Here is an 18,330-nt window from a genome sequence, read left to right on the forward strand (position 1 = left end):
TGCGCGCCCCGTCGTCCGGGCGCACCGTCGTCCAGGCGATTCGATCACTCTCGGAGGTCAAACATGCGTTCACCCAGGCAGCGTGCCGCGCTGCTCTCTGCCGGACTCGCCGCAACACTGGTCGGCGGCGGCCTCATGACCAGCCCTACGCTGGCGTCCGCCGCTGTGGCGGAGACGCGCTACGAGGCCGAGGCAGCGCCGGCCACCTGCGACGGCACCATCGACTCCAACCACAACGGCTATTCCGGCACCGGGTTCTGCAACGGCGACAACGAGGTCGGCGCAGCGTCGCAGTTCACGGTGAGCACGTCGGAGGCCGGCACGTCGACGATCACCGTCCACTACGCCAACGGTGCGACGGCCGATCGCCCCGCGGACGTGCTGGTCAACGGCGCGAAGGCGCTGTCGGTCTCGTTCGAGCCCACCGGCGCCTGGAACAGCTGGACAACAAAGACCGCAGCCGTGCAGCTGAGTCCGGGCACCAACACGATCCGGCTCAGCCCCACCAGCGCCAACGGCTTGCCCAACGTGGACTCGCTCGACATCGAGGCCGGCTCGTCGCCCCAGCCACCCGGCTGGCCGTCGCAGTGCGCCCGCAGCACGCCCATCGTCTGCCGCTTCGACATCGCACCCGGCAACTACACCGTCACCGCATGGATCGGCGACCGCGACACCGCCGGCAACACCTCCATGTCGGTGGAGGCCCGCCGCCGCGTCCTGCCCGCGGTCAGCACCGCGGCCGGCACGATCACCCAGCACACCTACACCATCAACGTCCGGAATCCGGAAGGCCAGCCGACGGGCCAGGGCGGGACAGGTAACCCCGGACTGAACATCACCTTCGCCGGTTCGGCGCCGAAGCTGTCGGGACTGACGGTGCAGGCGGCGACCAACCCCCTGGTGGTGTACCTGGCGGGTGACTCGACGACGTGTGACCAGCCGGTCGCCCCGTGGACCGGTTGGGGGCAGCTCCTGACCACGCGGGTGTCGGCGGGCGCGGTCGTCGCCAACTACGGGGACTCCGGCGAGAGCTCGGGGAGTTTCCTGCGGAACTCTGCGCTGTTCCCGACCATGAAGCCGCTGATCAAGAGGAACGACCTGGTACTCATCCAGTTCGGACACAACGACAAGACCACCTCGGCGGCGGATTTCCGCGGCAACCTCACGTCCATGATCAACCAGGTACGAGAAAGGGGAGGCGAGCCCGTGCTCGTCACACCACCGGTGCGGCGGCAGTTCAACGGCACCCGACTCACCCCCACCGCGCTTCACATCAACGGCGTAGGTGTCGACCTGCCGGCGGAGATGCGCAGGCTCGGCTCCACGCTCAACGTGCCGGTGATCGACCTGACCGCCAAGAGCAAGGCACTGGTGGAATCCATGGGCCCGAACGAGTCCGCCAGACTCTTCCTGCGCCAGGCGGAGGACGGGCACAGGGACGACACCCACTTCTCCGAGTACGGCGCCGGGCGGATGGCTGACCTGGTGGTCGAGGGGGTCCGCGAGCGCAACCTGTCGCTCGTCAGCTATCTGCGCTGACGCTGCCGTATCGGTGCCCGGCTGGGTTCGACCTGCCGTCGGTACTCATCTGCCGCCCGCATGCGATCACGCGCGTGCGGGCGGCAGGGAGCCGGGAGTGCCGTACGCCGATCAGCCCGGCTCGGCGTCGATCTGCTCGAGGATGCGGCCCGAGATCCGCCCGAGCGCGGCGAGGTCGTCGGGGCTGAGCGCGTCGATGACCAGCCTCCGGACCGTGACCACATGCTTGGGCGCCGCGGCTTCGATGACCTCGCGACCCTGCGCGGTGATCACCACGAACGCACCACGGCCGTCCTCGGCGCACTCCTCGCGGGCCACGAGTCCGCGCTTGATCATCCTGGCCACCTGGTGCGACAAGCGGCTCCGCTCCCAGTCGATCTCCTCGGCCAGGTCCTGGAACCGCACGCGCCCGTCGGTGACGTCGGTGAGCGCGACGAGGATCTCGAAGTCGGCGCCGGACAGGCCCGAGTGTGTCTGGAGGTCCGCCGTCAGCTGCCTGGAGAGCTTCTGGTGCAGCTGGATGAAGGTGCGCCAGGACCGCTCTTCGTCGTCACTCAGCCAGGGCACGTTGTTACTCATGCCAATCAGGTTACCGAATAGTTGATGCATCATTCACTGGCTGGATCCAAATAGGTGGCGCGTCACATCGGTAGATCGGTCGCCCGCGGCATGGAATTTGTCTTGCTCCTCAGCCTTGATGCCCCCGAGGGTGACGGGATGCTGATCAGACAAGAGCGCCCGTCCGACATCCAGACTGTCCGCGCAGTCACCGCGGCGGCCTTCGGAAGGGTCGCGCACGCCGCGCCACCCATCGAGCCCGACGGCGCACCCGGTGAGGCCACCCTGGTCGGCTGGCTGCGCGACGACCCGGGGTGGGTGCCGGAGCTGTCGCTGGTCGCCGAGTCCGGACCTTCCGGCACGGAGGTGGTCGGTCATGTGATCGCCACCCACGGGCAGCTCGCGGATCGGCCCGCACTCGGGCTGGGGCCGCTCAGCGTTGATCCCGCGCACCAGGGCCGCGGGATCGGGTCCGCCTTGATGCACACGCTCCTCGGTGCGGCCGATGCGATGGGCGAGCCGGTGGTGGTGCTGCTCGGCGACCCGGCGCTCTACTCCCGGTTCGGGTTCGTACCTGCCGGTGGTCTTGGGATCGAGGCGCCCGACCCGAGGTGGGGCGACTACTTCCAGGCGCGGGCTCTGAGCGCATGGCGTGCGGAGCATGCCGGGCGGTTCCGGTACGCCGCCTCGTTCGACCGGCTCTGAGAGCGCGCCAGTCGCAGCGGTGCTGAGCAGGCCGTCTCACCCATCGACATGAACCAATACAAAACCCAATGAAAACGATGTCTCACCACAATTGGTTGACGATGGTGCTTTGTTCCTGCCAATGTGTGAGAGCGCTTCCACTATTTCGCCCGCCAGAAGCGGTGCGATGTGCAGTTTCGCAAGTCCTTCATCACCCTCAATGACGCGGGAACGAGATGAGCCGAGCACCCGATGTCGGGGCGGCTCCGAGAGGACAACGATGTTCGATCCTTCTGCCTGCCCGGTTTCGACGGCTCACTCCGACAGAACAGCGCGCCCGCACCGCAATGACCGGTCACGGCCTCGACGGCGGAGATGGCGTTCGCTCACGGCCGTCCTCGCAGCAGTGGTGGTCGCGCTCTCCACGAGCAGCGCCGTCCCGGCCGTGGCGGCCGAACCGACGCCCGTGGGTGCAGGGAGCTACACGACCGATCAGGTCGGCCCGGCCCCCGAGGGGTGCGCCCCGCTCGCGACCGACGCTCGCGCGTTCATCACCGACTCGGCTCCTGAAGGGGCGGTGCCCACGAACGACTGGTGGTCCTCCCTGAGCTTCAAGAAGTTCGACTGCTCGATGAGCGAACCGCTGCACGCGCACCCCGTGTCGTACAAGCCGTCCCCCGGGGGCCTCGGGCTCTCGTACACCCAGCAGCCCACGCTCTACGGGACGCCCGGCGGCATCGGGGAGTTCCACTACCCGTACAGCCAGGACCTCGTCGTCGGGGTCGCCGGACTGAACGCGTCCGTCGCCGAGGTCGCCGACTGGAGCGACTGGACCGTCACCCCGTCGTGGAGCGACGGGGCACGCTCCATGAAGGCGACGATCGGGCACGGGCTTCCCGTCACCTGGTTCGAGATGACGGGCGGTGACGCGCGCCTCACCGGTGCGTCGGACCTTCGCGTGTGGCTCCGCGACGGCGCCCGCATCGGGTTCAGCACGGGCGGCGCCGACTACGTCGCGTTCGCGCCGACCGGCTCGTCCTGGACGACCTCCGGCAATGTGCTGAGCAGCAACCTCTCCGGCAAGGGCTACCTCTCGGTCGCCGCACTTCCCACGACCCCCGGGGACAACGACGCGGCGCGAACCGCCCAGGCGGACTCCTACGCCCCGTACGCGTATGTCGAGGTGACCGGGACCCGCGCCGACTACGTCTACGACGAGGCCACGAGCATCGTGCGCACGACCTACTCCTTCGAGACGGAGGCACACGAGGGCACCAACGCGGGCACGATCGTGGCCCTCTACCCGCACCAGAACGTGTACCTCGAGGGTTCGACGGGCGACGGGCCGGGCGGTGGCGCGGCATCCGACCGCGACTACGAGTCCGCACGCGGCACGATGAACACGCTGATCGGAGCGACGTCGTTCACGACGGAGACTCCGTTCACCGGCGTCCTACCGGAGGTCCCTGCGGTCGCGACCTCAGCAGGCGACGCGAACGCGCGGCTCGACGCCCTGCTCGACGCCGAGGCGGGCGACCCGATGAGCATCGACGGTAGCGACACCTACTGGACCGGAAAGGCACTCGGCCGCGCGGTGCGGATCGCGGAGATCGCCGATCAGCTCGACCGCACGAGCGTGCGCGACACGGCGCTCGAACAGATCGAGACGGTGCTCACGGACTGGTTCACGGCGAGCCCCGGTGAGACGGAGCAGCTGTTCGCGTACAACGAGAACTGGGGCACCCTGGTGGGCTTTCCCGCCGGATACGGGTCGGACAGAGAGCTGAACGACCATCACTTCCACTACGGGTACTTCATCGTCGCCGCCGCCACTCTGGCGCGTTTCGATCCGGAGTGGGCCACCGACCAGGAGTTCGGTGGCATGGTCGACGAGCTCATCGCAGATGCCAACAACTTCGACCGCACCGACCTGCGCTACCCGTATCTCCGGGACTTCGACATCTATGCGGGCCACGACTGGGCGGCAGGCCACGGCGCGTTCGTCAACGGCAACAACCAGGAGTCGAGCTCGGAGGGCCAGAACTTCGCGAACGGTCTCATCCAGTGGGGCACCGCCACCGGCGACGATGCCACGCGTGACGCCGGGATCTACCTCTACGCCACGCAGACGGCGGCGATCCAGCAGTACTGGTTCGACGGGTCCGGCGCGATGCCCGACGCCTTCGGGCACTCGACGGTAGGCATGATCTGGGGCAGCGGTGGGGCGTACGCGACCTGGTTCAGCGGCGAGGCCGAGATGATCCAGGGCATCAACACGCTGCCGATCACCGGTGGTCATCTCTACCTGGGCCTGCGCCCCGACGACGTGGTCGACAACTACGACGAGATGGTCGCCGTGAACAACGGCAACCCGACGGTGTGGCAGGACCTCCTGTGGTCTTATCTAGCGCTCGGGGACGGTCAGCGAGCGCTCGCCGCACTCGACGCCGACCGCCAGTATCCGGTCGAAGAGGGCGAGAGCCGCGCGCACACGTACCACTGGATCGCCAACGTCGCCGCGCTGGGCACCGTCGACCCGGCGGTCACCGCCGACTCACCGCTGGCGGCCGTCTTCACCAAGAACGGGGCGCGCACCTACGTGGCCTCGAACATCACGCGATCACCTCTGACCGTCGAGTTCTCGGACGGGACCTCGCTCGCGGTCCCTGCCGGGAAGACCGTCACCTCGGGTGCTCATACGTGGAGCGGGGGCGGCGCCCCGGGCGGCACCGACCCGACGGATCCCACCGATCCCACCGATCCCACCGATCCGCCCGTTCGCGCCGCGACGACGTTCTACCTGACCGCGGGCGGCGACCTCACCGAAGATCCCGGTCCCGCTGCCACGGCCGAGCTGGGCGCGAGGTCGGGCCCCGATGCGGTCGGCGACCCGAGCACCGGGCTCACCGCCACGCTGGAGCACGTCACGGCGGAGTTCGGCGGCCTGCGGACGGCGTTCGACCTCGGCGTCGACGCGGGCACGAACGTCGGTAACGGCACGCGAGTGCGCGTCTCCTACGATCTCACCGGCGACGGCTCCTTCGACCGGGTGGAGACCTACCGGTACTTCGCCACGGATCCGGTGCCCGGCTTCGAGCGCTACACCTCCGTGAACCAGGCGCTGGAGAGCTCCGCGGGCACTCCTGGCGATCTCACCGACGGCACGATCAAGGTCGAGCTCTGGAACGTGATCGGCAACGCGCCCTCGCTCGTGAACCTCGCGGACTCCGTGGTGGAGGTGCCGTTCGGACCGTTGACCGTGAGCTGACGAGCACCCAGGAACACGATGGCCCCGGTCGGCAGCGACCGGGGCCATCTGTGGTGCATTTCGGTCCTGACCGAAGTGCCAGTGGTCTCTGACCGTACTGCTATTACGGTCAGGCCGACGAACCCAGGTCGACCCTGTCGGGAGCGATCGCGGGTGAGTCAGGAATGGCTGCACTGGTTGCGACTGAGGAGATCCATGAGACTGAGAAGTATCGGAAAGCGGGCGGCTAGAACGGTCACGACGATGATCGCGGCAGCGGTCCTCGTCGTTCCGCTGACGGCGCAGGCAGCAACACCGGCAACACCGGCGGAGCCGACCGCCACGGTCGGAACGGCCGCATGGACACCGCAGATCTACCCGCTGCTCTCGGGCGAGTGGGTAAGGCGGGGTGTGCCGACCAGCGAGGTGGACTCGGAGCTGGCCATCTGCTCCTGGGCGTCCGGGATCGCCTGCGTGGCGGTTGGTGAGGGCGACGGCGGGCACAGCATCTTCCACCTGTTCCAGTGCGACACGCGGACGCTCTCGAACTTCGTCGACGCGCTCTCCGTCCGCAACAACCAGACGGGCGGCGCCGAGGTCTGGTTCCGGGGTCCCAACTACCAGTTCCATGCCCCTGCGGACGGCAGCATCCGCACGTTCCCGGACTGGGCGACGTACGACTTCACTCACCTCGACATCTGCTAAGACCTTCCGACCCGGACACCTTGATCGCGGTGTCCGGGCCGGAAGCCCTTTCCGCTGCCTCGTTCGCCCGTCACGAGCCATTGACACGCAGTCGCAGGGCCGGAAGAATTTACTGGGATGTTAACGTTCACATCCGCTCTCGACGAGGAGAGACGTGAACGTAGCTGCGCATCGGCAACGCCGCCGACGTCGTGGCGCGGCCCCGACCGACGGCCTCTGGCCCCGTCAGGCACGAGACAAAGGAGTCCACATGACACACGCCGTCCCCACCCTCCAGGCAGGCCACAGACTGCTCGCCTTCCTCGCAGCACTCGCCATCGCCCTGTCCGTCGCCCAGGTCGTGAACGCACCTCCGGCCCAGGCGGCGACCGCGTACATCTACACCACGTTCAAGGGCGACGCCGCCGCCGACCAGGAGCTGTGGGTCTACACCTCCTCGAACGCGACCAGCTTCAGCCCCCTCGCGGACACCAACTACCGAGGCCCCTCGGGCGCGCTGCGCGACCCGAGCATCATCAAGTCGGGCGGCACCTACTACATCGCGTACACGGTCCAGTCCTGGACCACGCAGTCCACGCACTTCAACATCGCGCGCAGCACGGACCTGCGGAACTGGACGCATGTGGCCTCCGTCCCGGCCGGCGTCAGCGGCACGGCCTACACCTGGGCTCCCGAGTTCTACGTCGAGGGCGGCACGGTCCGCGTCGTCGTCAGCCTCGGCACCTCGAACCACCAGTTCGTGCCGTACGTGTACACCGCCCAGAACAGCGGTCTGACCTCGTGGAGCGGCCCGACCCAGCTCGGTATCCCCGCCAACCACATCGACACGTACATCGTGAAGCGCGGCTCGACCTACCACGCGTTCGTGAAGAACGAGACCTCCAAGTGGATCGAGCGGTGGACGTCGACCAACTTCACCACCTGGACCAACCAGGGGAACCTGTGGCAGCAGCACCATGAGGGCCCCTCGGTCGTGCAGCAGGCGGACGGTACGTACCGCGCCTACATCGACCGGTACACCAACGGCGGCATGTGGACCTCCACGAGCTCCGACCTCACGTCCTGGAGCGGCCTGTCCCAGGTCGGCTGCGCCGGCTGCCGGCACGGCACCGTCATCCTCGACACGACCTACGCCGGGGCATCCGGCGAACGCGTCACCAACCGGCACAGCGGCCTGGTCATGGACGTCCAGAACCCCAACCTGAACAACAACGCCCGTGTCGGCCAGTACGCGTGGAACGGGGAGAACTGGCAGCGCTGGACCTTCGAGGACGCCGGCTCCGGCTACGTCCGGCTCCGCTCCGTCCATTCCAACAAGTGTCTCGATGTCTCCGGCACCGCGGACGGGTCCGAGCTCGTGCAGTACGACTGCCACAGCGGCACCAACCAGCAGTTCACGCTGCGGAACACGAGCAACGGCTACGTCGAGATCGTCGACCGGCGCACCGGCAAGTGCGTCGACGTCCCTGGACTGTCGACGTCGAACGGCACGATCCTGAAGATCTACCCCTGCAACGGCGGCAACAACCAGCAGTGGCTGCGCGCCACCGCCTGACCTGAGACACCGGACGGCGTCGGTACCCACACGGGGCCGACGCCGTTCGGCGGCCGATAGATTCCACGCATGTCGTCTCGAGAGTTCTATCTCGCCCTGCCTGGATCAGCACGTCTCGCACGACCGTTGCCCCTCGTCTCAGTCATCGTCCAGGCCGTCCTGCGACGCCGACAACCAGCACCCGAGCCCGTGCTCCTGCTGGACGACGGCGGCTTCACCGCCTGGGGCGGGCTCCGGGTCCGCTGGACCGACGTCGTCTCCTGGGAGGTCTACCGCCATCACGGCCTCTACGAGCTCACCGAGGAGGAGCGCGACCCGGACGAACCCGACGACACCCACGAAGAGGTCGACGAGCTTCTCGTGCTCGTCACCGTGCGGCACCCAGAAGCGATCCTCCGGAGACTCGAACCGAACGTTCGGGAGGCCTATCTCGACTCCGAGCTCAACGACGAGCACGGCAGGCCGATCGAACCCGGGTCGCCGATTCGCTTCGGCGTCGACGACCTCGACGCCCCCGCTGACGAGGTGATCGCCGAGGTCGAACGCTTCAGCGGTATGCCGCCGTCCTCCCGCCCTGCACGGACATAGCGTGTGATCCACGTGCCGTCTCGTCGATCTCAGCCAAGGTCTCCCCCGACATGTTCCGCTGGAGCTCCAGCCGCGATCGTCGGGCAACAGGACGATGGCAAGGGCGGCACCGCGTCGCGGTGCCGCCCCAGGCCGGAGGCCGCCGTATTCGGCCGGCGCCTATGCGGTCGCTATGCGAGGGTCCAGCGTTGGTTGCTGCCGCCGTTGCAGGCCCAGAGGATGATCTGCGTGCCGTTGGCAGTGCCTCCGGCGTTGGCGTCGAGGCAGAGCCCGTTGTGAACGTTGGTGATGGTGCCGTTGGTGTTCACGTTCCAGCGCTGGTTCGCACCGCCCGTGCAGTCCCAGATCGCGGCCTTGGTGCCGTTGGCCGTGCCCCAGCCCGCCGCCTCGAGGCACTTGCCGTTGACCTTCAGCTCACCGGCGGAGGTGCGGGCGTATGCCTGGCCGGCGCCTTGCCAGCAGTCCCACAGCTGCGCCTGCGTCCCGTTCGTCGTCGAGGAGTTCGGGATGTCCACGCAGCGGTTCGATGCCGCTCCCCTGATCGCCGTCGAGCCGGACGGCTGGCCCGTGCCACCAAGGCCGCTCATGATGGCGTCGATGATGCCCTGCTGGGTCACCGAGTTGGCCGACCGGTTGAATAGCCCGAACCCGTACTGCCCGTTGACGCCGTTGTCCCAGTAGATGGTGCTGGCCCCGTACTTCTTCGCGGTGGCCACCAGCATGCGCGCGAAGTCCTGGCGGTAACGGTTGTTCGACGAGTCGTGTGACGACTTGTCGATCGAGCCGTACTCGCCGACGACGACCGGGTACCCGCGAGTGACGAAGGCGTCGTAGGTCTTCTTCAGCTGCGAGTCCAGGTAATCCTCCTGCCCCCAGGTGGACGTTCTCGACGAATTGGTGGCGTTAGGACCCCACTGGGTGATGTTGCCATTCTCCTCGCCGGCGAAGTCCCACGGAGCGTAGTAGTGCACGGAGATCATGATCCGTCGCTCGTTGCTGGGGATGGAGGAGGACCGGTGGTTGTCCGTCGGGATCACGAAGCCGTAGTTCCCCGTGGTGTAGTCGATGTTCGTGTTCCAACCGGGGACGAGCAGCCACCTCGAGCTGTTGTTCCCGCCGGCCTGCCGGACGGTGTCGACGAAGATCTGGTTGTAGCTGTTGATGTTCGAGTAGCACGGCTGCGTGGGGTTGCCGAACTGCCCGTCGAAGTTCTCGTTCATCGACTCCAGGATCAGGCGCTGGTCGTAGTTCTGGAACCTTGTGGCGATCTGCTGCCACGCCTTCTGATACTTGGCCTTGATCGCCGTCTGGTTGGACGAGTCACAGATCAGCCACGAGCCGGGGACGTTCTTGTAGCCGTCACCATGCATGTTGATGACGACGTACATGCCCCGGTTGTAGGCGTAGTCGACAACTTGCTGAATCCTGTTCAGCCAAGCCGAGTTGATCGTGTAGTTCGGGGCAGAACCTATGGTGTTCAAGTAGGACACCGGGATCCGGATCGTCTTGAACCCCGCAGCACGCACCCTGTCGATCTGGGCCTGGGTCACGGTCGGGTTGTTCCAGGCGGTCTCGCTCGGGTTCCCGTTGGAGCTGGCTTCCAGGCTGTTCCCAAGGTTCCAGCCGGCGCCCATCTCGGCGACGATCTGTGCCGCGTTCAGCGGCGTCACGGTGTCGGCCGACGCCCGGGTCGCCAGGCTGGTGGTGGATACGCCGACCACCATCATCGCGGCGACAAGACAGGTGATCAGACGTTTGAAGGATGCTCGTCTCACAAGAGGCATCGCTGCTCCTTTCGTCGAGGCTCGATCCGGCCGAACTGGCCTCGAACGAGCTACTTGTTGGACTCGTCGGCAGGGACGGTGAGGCTCGGCGACAGTGCCGGCCTCGCCGCCGGTACGGCGAGCTTCTTCCATGGCAACTTCACGATGTGCGCTTCTTCGCGCACTGGTGGATTTACTTCGACGGGGTCATTCCCTCGAAGCGCTTCAACACGATATGACTTTCGTCCGAAAGCGCGCAACCCTCGATTTTTGCGAAATCGATCTCGAAGGCCGATCCGATCGCCATCGATTCAAGAAGTTCCTCATCGAAGCGCTTCGAGCACAGATTGCCGCGGCACGGTCGGCCGCGCAGCCGCTCGCGAACAAATCCGGTGACTCCGGCGGCAGCCCCACGCGATCATGGCCGGCATGGAAGAGGTGAAGGTCGTCGTCGCCCATCAGGCGTGCGCGACCCTACGCGTCGGCGACACGTTCCTGAAGATCGACGGTGACCAGACGCGCACCGACGTCGAGGTGCAGGCGATGGCCATGGCGCCGGTCCCGACCCCGGAGATCCTCTGGCGCAAGCCGCCCGTGCTCGCGCTCGCCGCTCTCCCCGGGACTGCGCTCGGCCGCCTCGGCGAACCGTCGCCCGCGTCGTCGACCGCATGGGCCGCCGCGGGCGCCGTCGTGCGGAAGCTGCACGACTCTCCCCTGCCGCCCTGGCCCGGCCGGAGCATCGACGAGCTCGCCTCGGAGCTTGACGGCGAGTGCGAGTGGCTCGTCACCAGCGGCACCCTTCCCGCGGACCTGGTCACGCGCAACCGGCAGGTCGCCGAGGCTGCGCTGCGGCCGTGGACACCCGTGTTCGTGCACGGCGACCTGCAGCTCGCCCACGTCTTCGTCGAGGGCGACGAGGTCACCGGCGTCATCGACTGGTCAGAGGCGAGCCAGGGCGACGCCCTGTTCGACCTCGCCATCCTGACGCTCGGGAACGAGGACCGCCTCGACGACGTCGTCGCCGGCTACGGCACCGACGTCGACCTCGACGTGGTCCGTGGGTGGTGGTCGCTGCGCAGCCTGGTGGCCATCCGCTGGCTGGTCGAGCACGGCTTCGACCCGGCCGCGCCGGGCTGCGAGATCGACGTGCTGCGCGCCGGCATGTGAGACGAAATCCGGGGGGTGACACGGACTTTCACCCTGTGTACATTGTCTTGACATTAGGACGTCATGTCCTGGTAGACCGTCAGACAGCATCGACTGCCAGTGTCGGCAGGCCCGGTAAGAAGTCTCGGACGCAGTGCAACTGATTCGGAGAAACCATCATGTTTGCTGCAGTGAGCTCAAGAACGTCCCGCCTGGCCAGGACCCTCCTGGCCATGATCGGCGCGGCCCTGCTGATCGTCAGCATGCCGACCGTCGCCTCCGCCGCCGTGCTGAACCCGCTGCCGCCGAACGCCACGGACTTCCAGCGGACCTTCCAGCCCTACTTCGACTACGACGGCGACAGCTGCTTCCCCGCCGCGGCCATCGACAGCAGCGGCAGGCTCAACGGCGGCCTCGACGACAGCGGCCCGGTCACCGGCCAGTGCCGGAGCGGCCACCTCGGCAAGGCCAACACCTATTCGCGAGCCACGTGCAACAACGGCTGGTGCGCGATCGCCTACTCCCTGTACTTCGAGAAGGACATGAGCTGTGCCGGCTGCACGTCGACGTCGCACCGCCATGACTGGGAGGGCGTCGTGGTCTGGGTACAGCAGGGCGCGGGCACACCCGCCTACATCTCCGTGTCCGGCCACGGCGAGTACGAGACCAAGGCGTGGAACAGCATCTCGGAGAAGAGCGGCGCGCGCGTCAAGGCGGTCTACCACAAGGGCGGCGGCATCGACACTCACTCCATGCGGTTCGCCAAGTCCGGTGAGCGGCCGGAGGCCTGGGGCGACGGTGGCTGGGACGAGCCCGCACTGGTCGGCTGGGACCGGCTCGATGCCGGCCTGCGCAACACGCTGAACAACTCGTCGTGGGGCAAAGCCAACTTCCCGCTGCAGGACAGCAGGTTCGGGACCGAGCTGAGCCGTGCCAAGCCGTCCGGCATACCGTTCAACCCCAGCACCTTCTGACCCGAGTCGTAGCCGCAGCGGAGCGAACCCCGTGGTCGGCAGAATGTCAGGTGATCGGTAATCCGGAATGCCGATCACCTGACATTCTGCCGACCACCCGCCTGGTCCCTAGCGGGACCCGAGAGCGTCGGTGAGGAGCGTGACGAGAGCCTCGAGCTGGACGTCGGTGGATGATGCGACGTCGTCGTCCCCCGCCCCGTCCAGCGCCCTGGCGGCCAGCCCTGACTTGCTGTCGATCAGCTCCGCGATGGTGGAGTCGATCGTCTGGGCGGCGATGATCCGCCAGGCCGTGACAGGTTCGGCCTGGCCGATCCGGTGGATCCGGTCGATGGCCTGGGTCTGCTCGGCGTAGGTCCAGGACAGCTCGGCCAGCACCAGGTTGGAGGCGACCTGGAGGTTCAGCCCCACTCCGGCGGCCGTCAGGGAGCAGACCGCTATCGACACGTCGGGGTCGCTCGTGAACGCGGTGATGTTCTTCTCGCGCGTCTTCGGCGTCTGGTCGCCGCGGATCGAGGCGTAGCCGATGCCGCGGTCCGCGAAGGTCTTCTCGGCCTGATCCATGACGTCGACGTGCTTGGCGAAGAACACCACCTTGCCGACGTTGCGGGCCAGCTGTGCGGCGTAGTCGGCGGCCAGCCCGGCCTTCGCCTGGCCGATCCGACGGACCATGCTGAACACGTTCTCGCCGTCGGCCCGCGAGCTGGAGTCCTTCAGCTCTGCCGCCGCGACCCGGCGCGCGAGGTCCAGGTCGAGCTCACCCTCGACGACGTCGCTCGTGACGGAGCTCTCGGCGCGCGCCTGCACGGCGGACCGGTAGCGGCTCACCAGGCGCTCGGCGAGCGCCGCCTCGGCGGCACGGATCGAGCGGCCGGCCGCGCCGTCGAGCTCGACCGGCAGGTCCGCCACCCGGCGGGCGGGGATGTCGGCGACGACGTCGGCCTTGCGGCGGCGCACGATGCCCATGTCGATGACGCTGGTCCTGGCCGCGGCGTAGAAACCGGGGTCGGCCGGTGTGAGCTCGGTGCCCTCGAGGGCGGTCAACAGCGAGGCGAGCGGCTTCGTGTCGTCGATCCAGCCGAGGAACTGCCAGATCGCCCGGAAGTCCTCGATGTCGTTGATCAGCGGGGTGCCGGTGAGCGCCATCAGGAGCGGCCGCGCGGTCCGGGCGCGGATCCGCTCGGAGACGGCGAGCACGTGCTGGGAGCGCTGGGAGCCCTTGTTCTTGATGAAGTGCGCCTCGTCGACGACCATGCCGCGGAACCCGAGGTCGCCGAGCCAGCCGATGTGCCGGTCCAGGAGCTCGTAGTTCACGATCACGACGTCCGCGAACCCGTCGATCTGCTCGCCGTCGCCGTGGACGACGGTCGCCCGGCGCTGCGGCGTCCACATCCCGACCTCGTGCGCCCAGTTCGTCTTGACCACGTTGGGCGCCACGACCAGCAGCGGGTAGGCGTCCGCCGCCTGGGCGGCGAGCAGCGCCTGGGCGGTCTTGCCGAGCCCGGGCTCGTCGGCGAGCAGGAAGGTGCGGTGCCCGCGTGCGGTGGCCTCGACGACCTGGGCCTGGTGCCGCATCAGCTCCCGGCCGTGGCGGGCGGACAGCGAGCGGGGCTCGGGCAGCGGCATGCAGGCGGGTGCGCCGGCGCCGGCGTACTCGAAGGAGCGGAACAGCGGCTCGAGCAGCTCCCAGCCGGCCAGCCGGCGGACCTTCGGGGCCACCCGTTCGGCCGCGGCCTCGAAGTCCGGGGCGAGGAACGGGTTCGCGAGCTGGCGGGAGATCACCGAGCGGGGCACCACCCGCTTCTCGGCACCGGGCGCCGGCGCGGCCGGCGGGGCAGGCGGCGGCTCTTCCGGCGGCTCCAGGCCACCGGCGCGCATCATGGTCGCCTTGTAGGCGCGTGCCGCGTCGGAGACCTTGGCGTCCTCGGCGAGCAGCTCGAGCAGCGAGGTGTCCCGGGCGGCGATCCTCGCCAGCAGCGTCGCGACCTCGTCGAGCCGCTTGAGCTGCTGGTTCCGCTTGTTGTCGGTGAGGGCGCCGTCGGCCTTGAGCCGGGCTCGTTCCTCACGCATGAGCAGCGCGACGACCTGGAACTTCGTGCGGACCGCCGGTCGCGTCGGCGGTCTCCGCACCGCGCCGTCGACCTCGCGGGCGACCTCCGCGAGCACCGGGATCATCCCCTGCTCGGCGGGCCGCTGGGCGCGGCGGCGCTGGCCGCCGGATCCGGCCCGCTGGCCGCCAGATCCGGTTCGCGTGCGACCGGACCGGCGTTGGCCTGGTGGTGCCACATCTACTCCTTCGCTGCATCCGTACACGACGGCGGCGCTACGGGCTACGCCCACACCGAGGACCGGTCGGACGTCGGACAGCTGGCTCGTGAGGCACGTAGCCCCGGGCCAGGACGCTCCGATCGGCCGCCGGTTCACCGCGTAACTTCCCCGCCTGCGGCCGCGTGCTCACGCCGATGGTGACACGCCGCCGGTTGTCTCCGCGAACCATCGCGGGCACGGTCGTCGCCCGGCTTGATTGCCGGAGAACCAGGAGTCTACCGCCGGACACCCCGCCTCGGTTCGATGGGGGGCGGGAACGAGGCTCACGGGGACGTCGTCAGGTCACGTTGCATGAGCTGCGTGTCGATCCAGCGGCCGTGCTTGAGTCCGACCGCGTGCAGCCGGCCGACGTCGACGAAGCCGAGGCGGCGGTGCAGCGCGGCCGACGCCGGACTACCGGTGTCGGCGATGACGGCGACCATCTGGCGGCATCCGGCCGCGGTGGCCTGGTCGATCAGCTCCGCGAGCAGCGTGGTGCCGATGCCGCGACCGGTCGCGGCAGGGGCGAGATAGATGGTGTTCTCGACCGTGTAGCGGTACGCGGACCTGGAGCGCCACGGCGCGACGTAGGCGAAGCCGAGCACCTCCCCTGCCGCCTCGGCGACCAGGAACGGGAAACCCTCCGCCCTCAGGTCCGAGTGCCGCTGCGCCCACTCCTCCGCGGTCGGTGGGACCTCGCTGAAGGTCGCGACGGTGTGCTCGACGTAGTGCGCCATGATCCTCGCCACGGCGGTGAGGTCGGACGAGGCGGGCTCCACGGGGCGGACTTCGGTCGGGGACGCGGGCACAGCAGACTCTTTTCGCTATAGTGAATCGTGCGGTTATTATAGCGAAATGTTTGACCTTGTGAAGCTGGGTATCCGTGTCCAGGGCCTGCGCCACGACCGGGGCATGACTCTGGCCGAGCTGGCGTCCGCGACAGAGGTGAGCGTCAGCATGCTGTCCTCGGTGGAACGCGGGCAGAAGGCTCCCACCGTCGTGGTGCTGTCCCGTATCGCCGACGGCCTCGGCATCGGCCTGGCCGACCTCATCGACGACGTCGAGCCGCGCCGCGTGATCGTTCGCCGGGCCGCCGATCAGGACATGGTCGCAGAACCCGGCGGGTGGTTCCGGACCATCGTCAGCCCCGTCGTTCCCGGGGTGAACTTCGAGTGGATCCGCACCACCTTGCCGGGCGGCTGCGACGCCGGCGAGTTTCCCGCCTACGCGCCAGGCTCGCACGAGTTCGTCGTCGTGGAGACAGGTACGTTACGGCTCCGTCTCGCCGACGAGGTCACGGACCTCTCCGCCGGGGACTCGGTCTACTTCGCCGCCGACGTGGCGCACGCCTACGCCAACCCTGACGACGAACCGTGCACCTACTACGTCGCCGCACTGATCATGCGTCCAAGAGGTTCACTGTGACGGCAAGGTGACCGCCAGACCGAGGGGCCGGTGTGCGTCCAGCGCGGTAGCGGCCCCGTGCTGGTCAAGGGTTCCGGTGACCGCGTCCGCCGCCTCCCGCACCACTGCCGAGGCGTGTCCCATCGCCACGCCGCGGGCCGCCCAGCGAAGCATCTCCAGATCGTTCTCCCCGTCGCCGACCGCGAGAGTCAGTGCCGGCTCCACGCCGAGGTTGGCCCGCACCTTCTCCAGGGCGGTCGCCTTGCTCAGGCCGGGAGCAGTGACATCCACCCAGTCCGGCTCCGTCAGAAGGGCAGTCAGACCGGTGGCGCGCACAGGATCGACGAGGCGACCGACGCCGGGGCCACGCACGACGAGCCGTGTCGTGGACCGCTCCCCCAGCAAGTCGGCCGAGACGATCTGCTGGGCGCCGTTGAGCTGTCCCGTCGGGAAAAGATGCGTGACGTCGTATCCCCACCCGACCCGTTCGGCGCCGATCCGCACGTCAGGAAGAATGGTTCGCGCGAGCCGCACGACCGGCCCCGGGTCGAAGTTCCGCACCTCTTCCAGCCCGTAGCCGCGCGGCACCCGGGAGTCGAGACGCGCGGTGACCGCGCCGTTGGACGCGATCACCCACTCGTCGGTCAGGCCGAGCTCCACGGCGATGGGCAGAATCCCGACCAGGGATCGTCCCGAGGCCAGCACCACGCGGTGCCCGTCTGTCCGGAAGCGGGCGACGGCGGCCTTGACCGTCGGCGCGATCTGCGTCGTGCCGGACCGCGCGAGGGTGCCATCGATGTCGAGCGCCGCCAGCATCGTGCGGTTCTGGAGGGTGTCCTGATGGTTCATGGCCGACGTCGCTTCCAGATCTGGGTCACGCTGGCTGGAACGCAGTGGGTGGAAGTGGGGTTGCTTATCGGGACAAACTGGTTTAAATATCCTCCGCCGCAGGGATGGCATCAAGTGCGAGTGCTGCTCCGTGTTCGTCAAGGGTTCCGGTGACCTCGTCAGCCGCCGCCCGCACCGCGGCCGAGGCATGCCCCATCGCCACACCGCGGGCGGCCCAGCGCAGCATCTCCAGGTCGTTCTCCCCGTCGCCGATCGCGAGCGTCCGTGCCGGGTCTATACCCAGGTTGGCCCGCACCTTCTCCAGGGCGGTCGCCTTGCTCAGGCCAGGAGCGGTGACATCCACCCAGTCCGGCTCCGTCAGAAGAGCCGTCAGGCCCGCGGCACGCACGGGCCCGACGAGGCGATCGATACCAGGACCGCGCAAAACCAGCCGCGTCGTGGACCGCTTCCCCAGAAAGTCGGCCGAAACGATCTGCTGCGCACCGTTGAGCTGTCCCGCCGGGAAGAGATGCGTGACGTCGTACCCCCACCCGACCCGTTCGGCACCCATCCGCACGCCAGGAAACACGGCTCGGGCAAGCTGCACGACCGGTCCTGGGTCGAAGTTCTGGACGTCCTCGAGCTCGTAGCCGCGCGGCACACGCCGGTCAAGGCGAGCAGTGATCGCACCGTTGGAGGCAATCACCCACTCGTCGTCCAGACCGAGCTCGCGCGCTACAGGCAAAACCCCGGTCAGAGACCGGCCGGAGGCAAGCACCACATGATTCCCAGCGGTGAGAAACCGGGCAATGGCGGCCTTCACGGGGTGCGCTATCTGCACAGTTCCCGAAGGCGCGAGAGTGCCGTCAATGTCGAGAGCGGCCAGGATCGGAGCGACGAACGCGGTCGCAGGGAGACGAGGTACGGACCCGTCGCGGAGTTCGGTTCTCATGGCATCCATCCAATGCGCGAACCTACGACCGAAACACCCCGCACAGACATGATCCTCATGGCAGGATTTCCCTGTCTGACGGG

At 68.1% G+C, this 18,330-nt stretch carries 15 protein-coding genes; 9 read left to right on the top strand and 6 right to left on the bottom strand.

From position 1 onward, the window contains the following. Nucleotides 1-63: 63 nt before the first annotated feature. Nucleotides 64-1,539, top strand: coding sequence for a GDSL-type esterase/lipase family protein (locus tag ACQEVI_RS02015; protein ID WP_432894124.1), 1,476 nt, complete (start codon nucleotides 64-66; stop codon nucleotides 1,537-1,539). A 111-nt stretch (nucleotides 1,540-1,650) separates the two neighbouring features. Here the strand turns inward: ACQEVI_RS02015 and ACQEVI_RS02020 are convergent, their stop codons facing one another. Then, complete coding sequence (locus ACQEVI_RS02020; protein WP_432894126.1) at nucleotides 1,651-2,118, bottom strand: MarR family winged helix-turn-helix transcriptional regulator; 468 nt, start codon at nucleotides 2,116-2,118, stop codon at nucleotides 1,651-1,653. Between the two features lie 138 nt (nucleotides 2,119-2,256). Here ACQEVI_RS02020 and ACQEVI_RS02025 point away from each other — a divergent pair, with 138 nt between their 5' ends. The 5 genes from ACQEVI_RS02025 (at nucleotide 2,257) to ACQEVI_RS02045 (ending at nucleotide 8,876) form a co-directional block, all read left to right on the top strand. Beyond that, a complete protein-coding gene (locus tag ACQEVI_RS02025) occupies nucleotides 2,257-2,802 on the top strand; it encodes a GNAT family N-acetyltransferase (protein WP_432894128.1) in 546 nt (181 codons plus the stop codon). Between the two features lie 388 nt (nucleotides 2,803-3,190). Continuing rightward, a complete protein-coding gene (locus ACQEVI_RS02030) occupies nucleotides 3,191-6,049 on the top strand; it encodes a glycosyl hydrolase (protein WP_432894130.1) in 2,859 nt (952 codons plus the stop codon). A gap of 243 nt (nucleotides 6,050-6,292) precedes the next feature. Further along, nucleotides 6,293-6,733, top strand: a complete 441-nt coding sequence (locus ACQEVI_RS02035) for a hypothetical protein (RefSeq protein WP_432894132.1) — start codon at nucleotides 6,293-6,295, stop codon at nucleotides 6,731-6,733. Between the two features lie 250 nt (nucleotides 6,734-6,983). After that, nucleotides 6,984-8,288, top strand: a complete 1,305-nt coding sequence (locus tag ACQEVI_RS02040; protein ID WP_432894134.1) for an RICIN domain-containing protein — start codon at nucleotides 6,984-6,986, stop codon at nucleotides 8,286-8,288. A 69-nt stretch (nucleotides 8,289-8,357) separates the two neighbouring features. Further along, on the top strand, nucleotides 8,358-8,876 hold the full coding sequence (locus tag ACQEVI_RS02045; protein ID WP_432894136.1) for a hypothetical protein: 519 nt from the start codon (nucleotides 8,358-8,360) through the stop codon (nucleotides 8,874-8,876). A 170-nt stretch (nucleotides 8,877-9,046) separates the two neighbouring features. Here the strand turns inward: ACQEVI_RS02045 and ACQEVI_RS02050 are convergent, their stop codons facing one another. Beyond that, a complete protein-coding gene (locus ACQEVI_RS02050; protein ID WP_432894138.1) occupies nucleotides 9,047-10,660 on the bottom strand; it encodes a cellulase family glycosylhydrolase in 1,614 nt (537 codons plus the stop codon). A gap of 408 nt (nucleotides 10,661-11,068) precedes the next feature. Between ACQEVI_RS02050 and ACQEVI_RS02055 the strand changes: the two genes are divergently transcribed. Continuing rightward, on the top strand, nucleotides 11,069-11,806 hold the full coding sequence (locus ACQEVI_RS02055) for a phosphotransferase family protein (protein ID WP_432894140.1): 738 nt from the start codon (nucleotides 11,069-11,071) through the stop codon (nucleotides 11,804-11,806). A gap of 170 nt (nucleotides 11,807-11,976) precedes the next feature. Beyond that, complete coding sequence (locus ACQEVI_RS02060; protein ID WP_432894142.1) at nucleotides 11,977-12,759, top strand: NPP1 family protein; 783 nt, start codon at nucleotides 11,977-11,979, stop codon at nucleotides 12,757-12,759. A 108-nt stretch (nucleotides 12,760-12,867) separates the two neighbouring features. Here ACQEVI_RS02060 and ACQEVI_RS02065 read toward each other — a convergent pair whose 3' ends face one another. After that, entirely contained in the window at nucleotides 12,868-15,042 is a 2,175-nt protein-coding gene (locus ACQEVI_RS02065; protein ID WP_432894144.1) for a DEAD/DEAH box helicase, read from the bottom strand. Between the two features lie 305 nt (nucleotides 15,043-15,347). Further along, complete coding sequence (locus ACQEVI_RS02070; RefSeq protein ID WP_432894146.1) at nucleotides 15,348-15,872, bottom strand: N-acetyltransferase family protein; 525 nt, start codon at nucleotides 15,870-15,872, stop codon at nucleotides 15,348-15,350. Nucleotides 15,873-15,918: 46 nt separating this feature from the next. Here ACQEVI_RS02070 and ACQEVI_RS02075 point away from each other — a divergent pair, with 46 nt between their 5' ends. Further along, a complete protein-coding gene (locus ACQEVI_RS02075) occupies nucleotides 15,919-16,488 on the top strand; it encodes a helix-turn-helix domain-containing protein (protein WP_432894148.1) in 570 nt (189 codons plus the stop codon). Here the strand turns inward: ACQEVI_RS02075 and ACQEVI_RS02080 are convergent. Both ACQEVI_RS02080 and ACQEVI_RS02085 read right to left on the bottom strand, forming a co-directional pair. Further along, on the bottom strand, nucleotides 16,480-17,316 hold the full coding sequence (locus ACQEVI_RS02080) for an HAD family hydrolase (RefSeq protein ID WP_432894150.1): 837 nt from the start codon (nucleotides 17,314-17,316) through the stop codon (nucleotides 16,480-16,482). The genes ACQEVI_RS02075 and ACQEVI_RS02080 overlap by 9 nt on opposite strands. An 82-nt stretch (nucleotides 17,317-17,398) precedes the next feature. After that, nucleotides 17,399-18,256 carry an HAD family hydrolase gene (locus tag ACQEVI_RS02085; RefSeq protein ID WP_432894152.1) on the bottom strand — a complete coding sequence of 286 codons (858 nt, stop codon included), beginning with the start codon at nucleotides 18,254-18,256 and terminating at the stop codon, nucleotides 17,399-17,401. Between the last annotated feature and the right edge of the window lie 74 nt (nucleotides 18,257-18,330).

This window comes from Promicromonospora sp. CA-289599, assembly GCF_050936155.1.
Lineage (GTDB): Bacteria > Actinomycetota > Actinomycetes > Actinomycetales > Cellulomonadaceae > Promicromonospora.